General features: G+C 61.7%; 9 protein-coding genes, 1 rRNA gene and 1 pseudogene. 5 read left to right on the top strand and 6 right to left on the bottom strand.

The genetic code is table 11. The annotated features are described in order from the left end of the window. Nucleotides 1-190: 190 nt before the first annotated feature. Nucleotides 191-303: ribosomal RNA gene (gene rrf / locus ACP7D4_RS09600) — 5S ribosomal RNA — on the top strand. A gap of 395 nt (nt 304-698) precedes the next feature. Further along, entirely contained in the window at nt 699-1,361 is a 663-nt protein-coding gene (locus ACP7D4_RS09595) for a PEP-CTERM sorting domain-containing protein (RefSeq protein WP_426208821.1), read from the top strand. A gap of 46 nt (nt 1,362-1,407) precedes the next feature. On the opposite strand, the gene cydB is transcribed toward ACP7D4_RS09595, so the two are convergent. The 4 genes and pseudogenes from cydB to ACP7D4_RS09575 all read right to left on the bottom strand — a co-directional run bounded on the left by cydB (nt 1,408) and on the right by ACP7D4_RS09575 (nt 7,090). Continuing rightward, a complete protein-coding gene (cydB, locus tag ACP7D4_RS09590) occupies nt 1,408-2,418 on the bottom strand; it encodes a cytochrome d ubiquinol oxidase subunit II (protein ID WP_426208819.1) in 1,011 nt (336 codons plus the stop codon). 58 nt (nt 2,419-2,476) lie between these two features. Further along, nucleotides 2,477-3,784, bottom strand: a pseudogene (locus ACP7D4_RS09585) (cytochrome ubiquinol oxidase subunit I); the annotation flags it as partial. A gap of 229 nt (nt 3,785-4,013) precedes the next feature. Beyond that, entirely contained in the window at nt 4,014-5,600 is a 1,587-nt protein-coding gene (locus ACP7D4_RS09580; protein WP_426208818.1) for a M20/M25/M40 family metallo-hydrolase, read from the bottom strand. Nucleotides 5,601-5,866: 266 nt separating this feature from the next. Then, on the bottom strand, nt 5,867-7,090 hold the full coding sequence (locus ACP7D4_RS09575) for a M20/M25/M40 family metallo-hydrolase (protein WP_426208817.1): 1,224 nt from the start codon (nt 7,088-7,090) through the stop codon (nt 5,867-5,869). Between the two features lie 114 nt (nt 7,091-7,204). Between ACP7D4_RS09575 and ACP7D4_RS09570 the strand changes: the two genes are divergently transcribed. Further along, entirely contained in the window at nt 7,205-8,638 is a 1,434-nt protein-coding gene (locus tag ACP7D4_RS09570) for an esterase-like activity of phytase family protein (protein ID WP_426208815.1), read from the top strand. Here the strand turns inward: ACP7D4_RS09570 and ACP7D4_RS09565 are convergent, their stop codons facing one another. Beyond that, entirely contained in the window at nt 8,639-9,193 is a 555-nt protein-coding gene (locus tag ACP7D4_RS09565) for an acyloxyacyl hydrolase (protein ID WP_426103891.1), read from the bottom strand. It abuts the gene before it with no gap. An 81-nt stretch (nt 9,194-9,274) separates the two neighbouring features. Between ACP7D4_RS09565 and ACP7D4_RS09560 the strand changes: the two genes are divergently transcribed. Then, on the top strand, nt 9,275-10,189 hold the full coding sequence (locus tag ACP7D4_RS09560; RefSeq protein WP_426208813.1) for an NAD(P)-dependent oxidoreductase: 915 nt from the start codon (nt 9,275-9,277) through the stop codon (nt 10,187-10,189). A gap of 11 nt (nt 10,190-10,200) precedes the next feature. Here the strand turns inward: ACP7D4_RS09560 and ACP7D4_RS09555 are convergent, their stop codons facing one another. After that, nucleotides 10,201-11,394: a M20 aminoacylase family protein gene (locus ACP7D4_RS09555; protein ID WP_426208811.1), complete on the bottom strand. Its 1,194-nt coding sequence runs from the start codon at nt 11,392-11,394 to the stop codon at nt 10,201-10,203. Nucleotides 11,395-11,548: 154 nt separating this feature from the next. Between ACP7D4_RS09555 and ACP7D4_RS09550 the strand changes: the two genes are divergently transcribed. Then, a complete protein-coding gene (locus ACP7D4_RS09550) occupies nt 11,549-13,624 on the top strand; it encodes a molybdopterin-containing oxidoreductase family protein (RefSeq protein WP_426208810.1) in 2,076 nt (691 codons plus the stop codon). Nucleotides 13,625-13,628: the final 4 nt, after the last annotated feature.

Genomic DNA, 13,628 nt, shown 5'->3' with positions numbered 1-13,628 from the left:
TAATGCATTAAGCTAACTGATACTAATTGCCCGTACGGCTTGTCCCTATAACCTTAGCAGGTATAGAAGATAAGAATGCGCGTTGTGCTTTGTGTTGATACACAGATCGCTACCAGAAATAAAAAACAATACTTCTTCCAGATTCAAGCTAGTGCTGCCCTGTTGGGAGCACCAAGCTGTACAAGTTATGCCTGATGACCATAGTAAATCGGTACCACCCCTTCCCATCCCGAACAGGACCGTGAAACGATATTACGCCGATGATAGTGCTGCAACCAGTGTGAAAGTAGGTTATCGTCAGGCTAGTTATAAGAGAAAAACCCCGCAGAAATGTGGGGTTTTTTTTCGTCCCCAGATTACACCCGTCAATATGCCAAGCACGGCAACCTTAGGGCGGATGAAATCCGCCATGTTCGCGTCCCGTTACCGTCCCTGCAGTCGTTATAAGCGAAAACCCGCAGAAATGTACCGATTTTCCCTAAACGTCGTCATTGGCGTTAATTTCAACGGAACCGTGCACCTTTCCAAGCACAAGCAATCCATGCAATAAATGGCATTTGGTATGAAAGAATTGCCATTGCGATATTTGTGTTGCTTCTCGATGTTATGATTTCTCTAATGAATTGTTGAGCGCATCAACAATTTGAGCAGTGTCAATAACGCACACGTCAAACTTCACATTAGAGCCAGAAAAAATCATGACCTTCAATACCTTTAAATTCGCTGCGGTCGCTGCGGCACTTGCCCTCAGCGCCCCTGCCTTTGCCAGCCTCACCTACGCCACGGGCCAAGACCTTGACCATGACGGTCTGGACGACCAGTTCACCGTCAATAGCGCTCAAGCCTACCTCGTTACCGCTGCCGCGCCTGGCTGGCCAGTACTGCCACAGCCAAGCGTGACGAGTGGGCGCTACATTTCGTGGGATCCCATCCAGTCCGGCCGTCCGTCGACTGTGTTCAGGAACAACGTCTACAACTACAGTTTCCAGTTCAACTGGGCCGGTTCCATGTTGCAGGGGAACGCTGATACGACCACCTTCGATTTCCGCTGGATCTCTGACGACTACCTGACCGACGTTACCCTCAATGGTACGTCGCTCGGCGTGAACAATATCGGCGCATCGAAGGTCTGGCGCATTTCGAACAGCGCTTCGGTCGTCGGCGAGCTGCTCCAGGGACTCAACACCATTAATTTCTTGGTGAACAATACTGGTGGCGGCGCGAACGGATTGGCAGCGGACTTCACCATCCACGGCAACGCTGTCGCGGTCCCATCATCCGACGTGCCTGAGCCGGCACCTCTGGCCTTGATGGGTCTTGGACTGGCGATCGCGCTGGCAGTGTCGCGCAAGCGCGCCTGATCAGCATCTCGCAACCAGCCGCCTGATCGACGGCAACATGTCGCGATCAGGGCCCGTGATAGCCGGCATCAGCCTTGACCTTCCCCCGAAACACCCAGTATGACCAAAACACGTACAGCAAAATCACCGGTAGCAGGAACATGGTGCCCACCATCAGAAACTGCTGGGACATGGGCGCCGTCGCGGCATCCCACAAGGTAATGGACGGCGGCGCCACATACGGCCACAGTGAAATAATCAGCTCCGTGAACGACAGGAAAAACAAGCCCATCGAAGCGAGAAAGGGCACCACCTCGCGTCCCCTGCGCAAGGATTGCCATATAAGCCAGGCAAGCACCACGGTCAGCAGCGGCACTGGGGCAAAATAAAAGAAATTGGGAAGCGTGAACCAGCGCGCGGCGATACGCTCGTTTGTCAGCGGCGTCCAGACGCTCACCATGAGGATAAAGGCAAGTATGCCCAGCAAGGCGCGCTGCGCCATCGTGCGCGTCCATTCCTGCAGCGCGCCTTCGGTTTTCATGTACAGCCAGGTGGCGCCAAGCAGCGTGTAGCCGACGACCAGGCCAGCGCCGGTCAGCAGCGGGAACGGACCGATCCAGTCCCAGCTGGTTCCGGAAAACGCGCGGCCTTTGACCGGGAATCCTTCGATGAAATTGCCAAGCACGACGCCCTGCGCGAAAGTCGCAAGCAGAGAGCCGTACGCAAACGACCTGTCCCAAACCGCGCGCCGGGCTTGGGGCACGTGCCGGAACTCGAACGCAACCCCGCGAAACAACAGCCCCAGCAGCATGACCAAAATGGGGAAATAGACCGCCGGCATGATTACGGCAAACGCGAGCGGAAACACGGCCAGCAATCCTCCGCCGCCCAACACCAGCCAGGTTTCATTAAAGTCCCAGATCGGTGCGACCGACGCCACCATCAGGTCGCGCTCTTCTGCATCCTTGCGGAAAAAGAACAGGATGCCTACGCCAAGGTCGAAGCCGTCGAGCAGCACATACATCAGCACCGCGAGCGACAGGATCAGTGCCCACAGTGGCACCAGGTCAAGGGACATCGGATCCTCCCGCAAGTGTCGCCTGGCCATCTGCATTGCTCACCGCCGACATGGGGCGCATCAGCACAAAGCCGCTCCCGAAAATGATGATGTACGCCAGCACGTAACCGGCCAGCGAAATGAGTACGTCAAGCGTGGTGAGCGAGGGCGTCACACCCTCGCTGATGCGCACCAGCGAGGGCGTCACACCCTCGCTGGTGCGCATCAGCCCATACACCACCCAAGGCTGGCGCCCGACTTCCGTCACCGTCCAGCCAGCCACCACGGCAATAAAGCCGAAAGCGCCCGACACCTGGCATGCGCGTAGATACCAGCGCGTATCGAACAGGCGGCCGCGCCACCACAGCAACAGGCCGGTGAGGACGATGGCGAGCATGAGCAGGCCGATGCCGACCATGACGCGAAACGCAAAATACACCACCGCGACAGGCGGGCGGTCCTGCCGCGGCCATTCCTTCAAGCCCTTGACTTCACCGTTCGGATCGTGTGTCAGGTAAATGCTTGCCAGCTTGGGAATGGCAACTTCAAGATGATTTTTCTCTGCCTCGGCATCGGGCAGCGCGAACAGGGAAGCGGCGACACCGCGCTGGGTTTCCCATATGCCTTCCATGGCGGCCACCTTTGCAGGCTGATGCTGCAGCGTGTTCAGGCCGTGCAGGTCGCCAAGCATGATCTGCAAGGGCACGAACAGGGCGAGCAACAGCAGCGACATGCGCATCATGATGCGGCTCTCGGCGCGCGCCGCCCCCCGCAGCAAATAATAGGCACCGACGGCGAGGACCACGAACGCCGTGGTGATCAGGAATGCCGAGACGGTATGCGCGAGCCGGTATGGAAAGGAGGGCGTGAAGATCACGGCGGACAGGCTGAGCGGGAAAAAACGCCCGTCGACGATCTGGTAGCCGGCCGGCGTCTGCATCCAGCTGTTTACGGCGAGAATTCAGAACGATGACAGCACGGTGCCCAGCGCCACCAGGACCGCCGACAGCGCGTGCGCCCACTGCGGCACGAGCTTCCTGCCAAAGAGCAACACGCCGAGGAAGGCGGATTCAAGAAAGAATGCGGTGACGACTTCGTAGGCGAGCAGCGCGCCGACCACGTTCGAGGTGGCGTCGGTAAACCGGCTCCAGTTGGTGCCAAACTGGAACGGCATGACGATCCCCGACACCACGCCCATGCCGAACGAGATCGCGAAAATCTTGATCCAGAACGCCGACAGCCGACGCACCGTCTCGTCCTTGCCCAGCCAGTAGCGGACCTCGAGGGTGGCCACATAGCAGGACAGGCCGACCGTAAAGGCCGGCAGCAAGATGTGGAATGCAATCAGCCAGGCGAACTGCATCCTGGAGAGGAACAAGGCATCCATGGGAACCCTTATGCAAGCAGTGCTGCCGAAAGCAGACTTTGATGCATCAGGCAAATGGGCCGATGATCCCGCTCAACCGTGTCCCGGGAACTGTGGCCGCGAACTGCGCTCCTTGCTACTCGCCGTCCTGTTGACGGTGCAGCGTTCGGTCTTCGCCGAGCCAAGCGACCTGCTTGTGCCCCTGTCCCAAAAAAATCCGCCCCGAAAGGCGGACTTGGGGCCGCCAGGATTACTGCGGGCTGTAGGTGACTTTCAAGGTATAGGTCGATGCCGAATAGCCCTTGAGCAGCAGGTACACGTCGCCATTTGCCGTCATGCTGACCGTGCAGGTTTCGGCCGCAGCCGCGCCGTCCGACTTGCAGGTGTAAGTCGACGTGGTCGGCAGCGCGCTCTTGCGGATATACAGGTCAACGTCCCCAGTGCCGGTCGTTTCGCCCTTCAGCGTGCCACCCGAAATCACCTTGAATGGCCCGAACGATTTGGTCTGGCCGGCCGTGAACGATCCCGTGAACGTTTCCACGCGCTGCGTCGGAACGACTGCCGGCCCGTCGCTGCCCAGCTCAATGGCGAACGCCGCCGCCATCTTGGCAAACTTAAGCGCATGCGCGGCCTGGTTGCCGGAATTGGCGTAGGTGTCGTTCGCAGTATGGATGTAGGGATTGTCCTGGCCCATGGCCGTCTCGAACGGCATCGATGCGTAGTAACCCTGGGCGGTCCAGGAGGCATGGTCCGAACATGCATAGCCGCACTTGTCGTAGCCGATCGTCACGCCCGGCTGGTAGGTCGTGATTAGCTTGGCGATGAAGTCCGACTGCAGGGCGTCGGTGTAATCGGTGAACAGGTAGATGTCGTTGGGCGAGCCCTTGTAGTTGGTCATGTCCAGCTGCATCACGCCGACCACGTTCACATTGTTCGCCTTGAAGTTGGCGGCAATGTCTTTCGAGCCGCGCAGGCCCACTTCCTCGGCGGCGTAGCCGATCATCTTGATCGTGCGGCGCGGCTTGTATCCGTTGGCAATCATGGCGCGCAGCGCTTCGGTCATGCTGGCAATGCCCGATGCATCATCGTCCGCCCCCGGCGCGCGCGCTGTTTCACCCGTATTCGACACATTGATGGAGTCGAGGTGGCCGCCCAGCACCACCACTTCGGACGCATTGTCGATACCGGCAATAGTCAGGATCACCGACTTTTGCGTGTAGCCGGTGTGCGCGAATTGGGTGACGGTAATGTCGCTGCGGCCGGTGGCCATGCCGGCCCATTTGGTGCGCAGCCAGTTCGAGGCGTCAGTGCCGCCGGTGGAGGTGTAATAGCGGTTCACAAACGTCGACAAATCGTTGATCGTCGTGGTGATATTGCCCGCTTGCATTTGCGAGAGCACCGGCGTTACCAGAGCTGCGTTGTCCAGCGTGTATGCCGGGCGCGTGAGCGTTGCCAGCGTGGCCGGCGGGGCCGCCTGCTGCGCCAGCGAACGCTTGCCCTCGGCTTCGCTGGCGTGGAACATGAAGCCGCCGCAGCGCTTCAATTCATGGTGGATGGCTTCGCTCAGCTTGCGCATTTGTTCTTCATCCACTTCGACCAGATGGACTTGTTCGGTCGACGCCACCTTCGCGCCCGCTGCATTGGTACGCAGCGTCTTGGTATCGCGGGCGATCACCTGTGGCGCCATTTTCTGCAATTGCGCATATGCTTTTTCACCCACGGTAATCCAGCTCTTCTTGCCCTCGGCCATCGCAGCGCCGCTGGCAAACAATCCAGCGAGCAAAACGGCGAGAATGACGGGAGCGCTACCAGCTGCAACTTTGCGTTTCTGACTCATTGATTTTTCCTTTTGTTATGGGCGGGTTGCCCTCTGCAAGCGGAATGCAGGCCGGTAGGCCTAGTCCCGCCTATCCAAAACAAGGCGACCGGGATGGCCGCAACGTGGATCTCGTGGAGCTGGTGTTTGCGCGAAAACGCAAGATTGGGAAAAATACTATCACGCAAATTGTGTGTTGCGGGGCAGGTGTCTCATTAGGCCGACAGTCTAATTCTTAACAAAATCAATGACTTACAACCTTTGTTATCGCACGGCACTGTGACGTGCTAAGGAGAATCCGTCCCCAGCTCGACAGCATAAGCCGCTGCCATGCGGGCGAACTTGAGCGCGTGCGCGGCCTGAGCGCCCGAGTTGGCATACGTGTCGTTCTTGCTGTGGATGCTGGGGTTATCCTGGGCAAGCGTCGATTCGAAAGGCATCGAAGTCGCGTAGCCCAGCGCACTCCAGGCCGCATGGTCGGAACAGGCATAGCCACATCTGTCGCTGCCAATGTTCACCGTCGGCAAATAGGCGGCAATCAGTTTTTCGAGAAAACGATTTTGCTCGCCGTCCGTGTAGTCGCTGATCAGATAAATATTCTTGCTGGAACCTTTGAAGTTGGTCATGTCGAGCTGCAAGACGCCGACCACGTCGACCTTGTTCCGCTTGAACTCGCGCGCAATATCCTGCGAGCCGCGCAGGCCGACTTCCTCGGCGGCGTAAGCGATCAGCTTAATGGTGCGGCGCGGCCGGTAGTCGGCCTGGACCAGCACCCGCAGCACTTCGGTCAGGACGGCGACCCCGGAGGCGTCGTCGTCGGCCCCGGGCGCTGGCGCCTGCGCGCGCTCGGCGCTCAAGCTGATCGAGTCCAAGTGGGCGCCCAGCACGATCACCTCGGACGCCTTGTCGCTGCCGGTAATCGTCGCGATGACCGAGCGCTGAGCGTAGCCGGCGTGGTCGAACTGCGTCACCGCCATGTTGCCATGCCCGGCCGCCAGTGCCGCCCATGTGGTGCTGATCCAGTCCGCCGCCTGCGCCCCGTGCGCGCTGCTGTAGTAGCGGTTGACGAAGCCGGACAGGCGGATGATCGTCGCGGCGATCTGCTGCTCGTCCATCTGCGCCAGGATGGGCGTAACCAGCGCCTGGTTGGCAAGCACATACGACGGGCGCGTGCTGAGCGGCACCGCGCGCAGTGCGCCGCCGGCCAGCGCCACGCGCGCCTGCGCTTCGCTGGCATGGAACATGAAGCCGCCGCAGTGCTTGAGCTTGCGATGCAGCGTGGCCGCAATCGACGGCAGATCGCGGGTGCGCACTTCGATCAAGTACAGGTTTTCAGCGCCGCCCGCCGCCAGCTGATTGGCGCGGATGGTAACCTTGTGCCCGCCAAGCTTGAGCTGGGCGAAGGCCGCTTCACCGACGGTCAGCCAGCTGCCCTGGCTTGCCGCCGCCGTGCCCGACACCGCCATACCGGATACCATGATCACTGCCGTCGCCAGGCTTGTGCCGTACATGAGTGCCTCCGTCGTTCTCGATGGAAAAAGCTTAACGCGCACAGTTGTGCCCGGCACATCGGCGCAGCCGTCAGGTTTGCGAAATATCAAAGGTTCTAAGGTATAGTCATCAACATGTCCAGTCACGCAAGCTATACCCAGAGCACCCCGCTCGGCGCGGTCGGCGTCACCGTCACGCGTCACGTCGTGGCCGTGCCCGCCGCCTTGAATGTGCCTTACGAAGGCGCCGACCCTCACGTGCAGCAAGACTTCCCGGACGGTTTTTCGCCCTCGTACGGTTCGGGACTGGCGTTCAAGGGCGTCGGCTCCGATGGCGACCTGGAGTTTTTCTGCCTGACCGACCGCGGTCCGAACGGCGACGGGCCGCGCCTGCCGTCCCTCGACGGCGCTGGCATGATGGACAGCAAGCTATTCCCCGCGCCTGGTTTTACGCCGGCGATCGGGCTGCTGCGGGTCGGCGCGCACGGGGCCGCGCTTGCGTCCAGCCTGCCAATCCGCATCTCCCCCACCTTGATGGCGTCCGGCTTGCCGCTGCCCGATGCAGCGGAAATTCCCCTGCATGATGCCCTGCGTTTCGACGCCGGCGGCAAAGCGGTTTTTCACGCCGGAGGCATCGACAGCGAAGCGATCGCCTACGACCGCCAGCGCGGCGTGCTGTGGGTGGCCGACGAGTATGGCCCGTTCCTGATGAAGATCGATCCGGATAGTGGTGCGATGCTGGAACGGTATGCACCGGGCAGCGGCTTGCCATCCATCCTGGCCCGGCGGCGCGCAAACCGCGGCATGGAGGGCATGACGCTCGACCCCGCCACCGACACCCTCCACGCCTTCCTGCAAAGTCCGCTGAGCGATGGCGCGGCGCCCTACGCCGTCACTGAGAAGGTCGAAAAAATCGAACGCTACGCCGCCTTCCTGCGCTGGGTCGAGTTCGACCCGGCCAGCGCTTCGACGCTGCGGATGATGGCCTATCCGCTGGCCGGGGCGCAGTTTGCCGACGGGCGCACCGGCAATGCCAAGCTGGGCGACGTGGTAGCGCTCGGTGGCGGAAAGTTCATCGTGATCGAACAGGGCGAGGGCGAGCACGGCCACGTGTTCAACAAGCTGATGCTGGTCGACACGGCCGCCGCCACGGACATCGGCGCCGCCGCTTTCAATCCGGCAACGGCGGACCTGGAACGCAGCAGCATGGGCGGCTCCCCCGTGAATGGCGCCGACTGGTCGGCCGTGACACCGTTGAAAAAGACGGAACTGCTAAGCCTGAATGGCATCGGCTGGGTCGCTGAAAAAGCGGAAGGCTTGGCGCTGGTGGACGCGCACACACTGGCCATTACCAACGACAACGACTTTGGCATGGCAACCCGGGTATTCGATGCGCGAGGGAACGAAGTTGTAGACGCCGACGTCACCGGCTTCGAGGTTGATGCCGGCGGCAATATCGTTGCGGGGAGCGCCGCCACCAACCGCGTGCGCGTGGCCAGGGGCGCCGAGCGCGAGCTAAGCCTGTGGCTGCTCAGTTTCGCGCAGCCATTGGCGTCTTACGGCGCCTGATTAAAAAGCACGGGTAACTTTGACCACGACAAAATTGACGCCGCTGTTCGGCTTCTTGATGCCCCCGTTTGAAAAATGCTGGACCTTCAAGCCCAGGTCCCAGCCATTGTCCAACACATAGCCGGCACCCGCATGGTCGCCGAACTGGAAACGGGTTGACAGGCAGTTGGCGTCATTGTCGACCAGCGCCGACAGCCAGTGCACGCCGATCCCGCCTTCCAGGTACCAGCCCTTGCGCTCGTCAGCCTGCCAGCGAAACACCGGCGTCAGTCCGAAGTCGGTAATATTCTGGTTCTGCCCCTTGACGTTTTGGTAGGCCCGCCCTTGCCAACGCGCCAGCTGCACGTCCCAGTAGGCGCCGATATGCCTGCCATTGTGCTCGAACCAGCGCCGCTCCCAGTGTGACTGCAGCCCGGCGCGCAGCAGCGCGACTTTGGAACCCGATCCATACTCGAGCGACGCGCCGTCCGGCGTCGGCGCGCCAGCCAGCGCGGGCAGCGGCACAGCCAGCGCAAGGAGCACGGCGAGGACGTTGAATTGCGTTGGGGCTATCATGGGTGCTTCGGCGAAGGATAATTGAACAGCAAGCATTGTACCGGCCTCGCGGTCATTTCGAGGGCGCGCACGCGTGACATAATGAATGGAGCGACATTGACACAACTACCAATCGTATTTATCGGCATCGGATTGATGGGCAGGCCCATGGCCTTGCGCCTGTTGCAGGCCGGCTACCCGGTGCGCGTCTGGAACCGGACCGCTGCAAAAGCGCAGTCGCTGCACCCGGCCGGCGCCGAACCGTTCGCCAGCGTGGCCGAAGCGGTGCGCGGCGCCGGCATCGTGATCTCGATGCTGGAAGCGGGCGACGCCGTGGACGAGGTGATCGCGGCCGCCTTGCCCGCGCTGGCGCCGCGCACGCTGTGGATCGACATGAGTTCCACGGCGCACGCCGAAGCGCTGGTCTTTCACGCCAATCTGGTCCGGCATGGTTGCCGCTTCGTCGATGCGCCCGTCTCCGGTGGCGTCGCCGGCGCCGAGGCGGGCACGCTGGCGATCATGGCCGGCGGCGCCATGGATGACTTTACCGAGGCCATGCCGGTTCTGACGGCGATGGGACGCGCAACGCTGGTCGGTCCCGCAGGCAGCGGCCAGGTCGCCAAACTGTGCAACCAACTGATCGTTGGCGCCACGCTTGGCATCGTCGCCGAAGCCTTGCTGCTGGCGCAGGCGGCCGGCGCGGATCCGCATGCCGTGCGCGATGCGATCCGGGGTGGCTTTGCCGAAAGCCGCATCCTCGAGCTGCACGGCCAGCGCATGCTCGACCGCAATTTCATGCCCGGCGGCCAGGTTAAAAGCCAGCTCAAGGACTTGCGCAATGTACTGGCGGCGGCGGCCGACGCGGGCCTGGTGCTGCCGGTCGCAGCGCTGGTGACGGAGTCGTTCCAGAGCATCGCCGCTGACCACCCGCACGCCGACCATGCAGCTGCCTTGCTGGCGCTGGAGAAAAAAAATCCGGGGCAGCGCCTTGGCGCCGGCCCGGACCGTTGTCCCTGAGCTGCGTGCTGTCAGGCCAGCGGCAAGCTCATTTCCGCCAGGCGCACCCAGTAGCTGGCCCCGATCGGCAGCAGGCTGTCGTTGAAATCGTAGCTCGCATTGTGCAACTGGCAAGGCCCCAGGCCGTGGCCGCCCGCGCGGTGGCTGCCTTCGCCATTGCCGATGAAGACATAGCAGCCTGGCTTGGCCTGCAGCATGTAGGCGAAATCTTCGGCACCCATGGTCGGCGCGGTATTGCTGTCGACCCGCTCCGGCCCGGCGACCGCCTTCATCGCCTCGATCGCGAACGCCGTTTCCTTGGCATGATTGACCAGCGGCGGGTAATTGCGCTTGAACGTGAAGTCGATGTCGGCGTTGAAAGCGGCCGCGGTATGCCTGGCGACCTCTTCCATGCGCTGTTCGATCAAGTCCAGCACCGGCGTGGTAAAGGTGCGCACGGTACCGATCAGCACCGCTTCGTCGGGGATGACGTTGGTGGCGCTGCCGGCGTGGATTTGGGTGATCGACAGCACGGCCGTATCAAGCGGGTTTTTCTCGCGCGACACGATGGTTTGCCAGCTTTGCGCGATATGCACCGCCACCATGACGGGATCGACACCCTTGTGCGGCTGGGCCGCGTGCGCGCCCTTGCCCTTGACCACGACGTGAAACTCGTTGCTGGACGCCATCATGGGCCCGGCCACGATATTGAACGTTCCCATTTCCAGGCCCGGCCAGTTGTGCATGCCGTAGACTGCATCCATGGGAAACTGCTCGAACAAGCCGTCTTCCATCATTCGCCTGGCGCCGCCGCCGCCTTCTTCGGCGGGCTGGAAAATCAGATACACCGTGCCGTCAAAATGGCGGTGCGTGGCCAGGTGATGCGCCGCTCCGAGCAGCATGGCCGTGTGGCCGTCGTGGCCACAGGCGTGCATCTTTCCCGGGTGAACAGAGGCGTGTTCGAAGCTATTGCTCTCTTGCATGGGCAGCGCATCCATATCGGCGCGCAGGCCGATCGCCCGCGCGGACGAGCCGTTCTTGATGATGCCCACCACGCCCGTCACGCCCAGCCCGCGCACGACCGAAATTCCCCATTCGGTCAGGCGCGCGGCGACCACGTCCGAAGTGCGCTGCTCTTCATAACAAAGTTCCGGATGCGCATGCAGATCGCGCCGAATTTGCTGCAGTTCCGACTGGAAGGCGATGATGGGTTCGACGAGTTTCATGTGGTTCTCCTAATGTCCGAATGTTAATGCATTTGCCGAACTATTGTAGCCCTGCTGATCCCGGGGTGGACTTCTTCCCGTGGGGCATTGCATGAGGGTGGCGGGAATCGTTTACAGTAGCGGTTTCGCCCCGTGATTTTTTCCTGGATCGCTGATGACCATTACCCAAGTGCGTGCCGCCTGTCCGCACGACTGCCCCGATACCTGCGCGCTGCTCATTACCGTCGAGGATGGCGTCGCCACCGAGGTCAAAGGCGATCCCGACCATCCGACCACGGCCGGCGTGCTGTGCACCAAGGTCGCGCGCTACGCCGAGCGCACCTACCATGCCGACCGCCTGCTGCATCCGATGCGCCGCGTGGGCAACAAGGGCGAGGGCAAGTTTGAACGCATCACCTGGGAACAGGCAATCGACGAGATCGCCACCCGACTGGGCGGCATCGTCGCCCGCGCTCCTCAGGCAATTTTGCCTTACAGTTATTGCGGCACCATGGGGCAAGTGCAGGGCGAGTCGATGTCGGCGCGCTTCTTCCACAAACTGGGCGCCTCCTTGCTGGACCGTACCATTTGCGCCATGGCGGGCTTCATCGGTTATAAATACACCATCGGCGCCACCATCGGCACCGATATCGAGCAATTCCAGGATGCCAAACTGATCATCATCTGGGGCGGCAACCCGATTGCCTCCAACCTGCATTTCTGGATGCGCGCGCAGGAAGCCAAGCGGCGCGGCGCGAAGTTGATCGCGATCGACCCGTACCGCTCGCTGACGGCTGAAAAATGCCACCAGCACATTGCCCTGCTACCCGGCACGGATTCGGCGCTGGCGCTGGGCCTGATGCACGTGCTGATCGCCGAAGACCTCGTTGACCAGGATTACATCGACCAATACACGCTCGGCTTCGCGGAGCTGAAACTGCGCGTGGCCGAATGGACCCCGGAACGCACGGCCGACACCTGCGGCATTTCGACCAACGAAGTGCTGGGCCTGGCGCGCGCATACGGCCAGGCGGCGCGGCGCGGCGAACCGGTTGCCATCCGTACCAACTACGGCGTGCAACGCGTGCGCGGCGGTGGCATGGCCGTGCGCAACATCGCCTGCCTGCCGGCGCTGGTGGGCGCATGGCGCCACGCGGCCGGGGGCATCCAGCTGTCGACTTCCGGCTCGTTTCCTCTCAACAAGCCGGCCATGCAGCGTCCGGACTTGCTGACCACGCCGGCGCGCACCATCAACATGACCACCATCGGCGACGATTTGCTGCGCGAGAGCTCGCCCGAGTTCGGTCCCAGGATCGAAGCGGTCATTGTCTACAACGCCAACCCGCTGGCGATTGCCCCCGATTCCGACAAGGTGATGCGCGGCTTTTTGCGCGACGACCTGTTCACGGTGGTGCTGGAACACTTCCAGACCGACAGCGCCGACTACGCCGACATCTTGCTGCCCGCCACCACGCAGCTCGAGCACATTGACGTGCACCACGCCTACGGCCACCTGTACATGATGGCCAACAACGCCGCCATCGCCCCCTTGGGCGAAGCCAAGCCGAACACGGAAGTGTTCCGCCTGCTCGCCGCGCGCATGGGCTTTGACGACCCCTGCTTCCAGGAAAGCGACGACCAACTCGCCGCCCAGGCATTTGACAAGACCCACGCGCGCGCGGTTCACTTCGACTGGGAGTCGCTCAAGCGCAAGGGTTGGCAAAAGCTGGCAATGCCGGATGCGCCTTTCGCCAACGGCAACTTTCCTACGCCGTCGGGCAAGTGCGAGTTTTATTCGGCGAGCATGCTGGCCGACGGCCTGGACCCGCTGCCATGCTACATCGCGCCCTATGAATCGCGGGCCAGCAACCCGCTACTGGCCGCCAAATACCCGCTGGCCATGATTTCTCCACCGGCGCGCAACTTTCTCAATTCGACCTTCGTCAACGTCATCAGCCTGCGCGGCACCGAAGGCGAACCGCGGCTGGACATGCACCCGGACGATTGCACGCCGCGCGGCATTGCAGACGGCGATATGGTGCGCATTTACAACGATCGCGGCGCATTCGTGTGCAAGGCGCGCATTACGCCGAAGGCGCGCGCCGGACTGGTCGTTGGTCTGTCAGTATGGTGGAAAAAGCTCGCCAGCGATGGCAAGAACGCCAACCAAGTGACAAGCCAGGCCTTGACCGACATGGGCCGCGCCCCGACTTTCTATGACACACTAGTGCAGGTGGAAAAAGCCGCTTGAAAAA

Source organism: Massilia sp. TWP1-3-3 (genome assembly GCF_049897805.1).
Classification (GTDB): Bacteria; Pseudomonadota; Gammaproteobacteria; order Burkholderiales; family Burkholderiaceae_D; genus Telluria_A.
This window is presented reverse-complemented; position numbering and strand designations above follow the sequence as displayed.

Coding starts and splice junctions, on each gene's coding strand:
- ACP7D4_RS09565 (WP_426103891.1), bottom strand. CDS start 9,193: ATGATAGCCCCAACGCAATTCAACGTCCTCGCCGTGCTCCTTGCGCTG.
- ACP7D4_RS09570 (WP_426208815.1), top strand. CDS start 7,205: ATGTCCAGTCACGCAAGCTATACCCAGAGCACCCCGCTCGGCGCGGTC.
- cydB (WP_426208819.1), bottom strand. CDS start 2,418: ATGTCCCTTGACCTGGTGCCACTGTGGGCACTGATCCTGTCGCTCGCG.
- ACP7D4_RS09560 (WP_426208813.1), top strand. CDS start 9,275: ATGAATGGAGCGACATTGACACAACTACCAATCGTATTTATCGGCATC.
- ACP7D4_RS09580 (WP_426208818.1), bottom strand. CDS start 5,600: ATGAGTCAGAAACGCAAAGTTGCAGCTGGTAGCGCTCCCGTCATTCTC.
- ACP7D4_RS09575 (WP_426208817.1), bottom strand. CDS start 7,090: ATGTACGGCACAAGCCTGGCGACGGCAGTGATCATGGTATCCGGTATG.
- ACP7D4_RS09555 (WP_426208811.1), bottom strand. CDS start 11,394: ATGAAACTCGTCGAACCCATCATCGCCTTCCAGTCGGAACTGCAGCAA.
- ACP7D4_RS09595 (WP_426208821.1), top strand. CDS start 699: ATGACCTTCAATACCTTTAAATTCGCTGCGGTCGCTGCGGCACTTGCC.
- ACP7D4_RS09550 (WP_426208810.1), top strand. CDS start 11,549: ATGACCATTACCCAAGTGCGTGCCGCCTGTCCGCACGACTGCCCCGAT.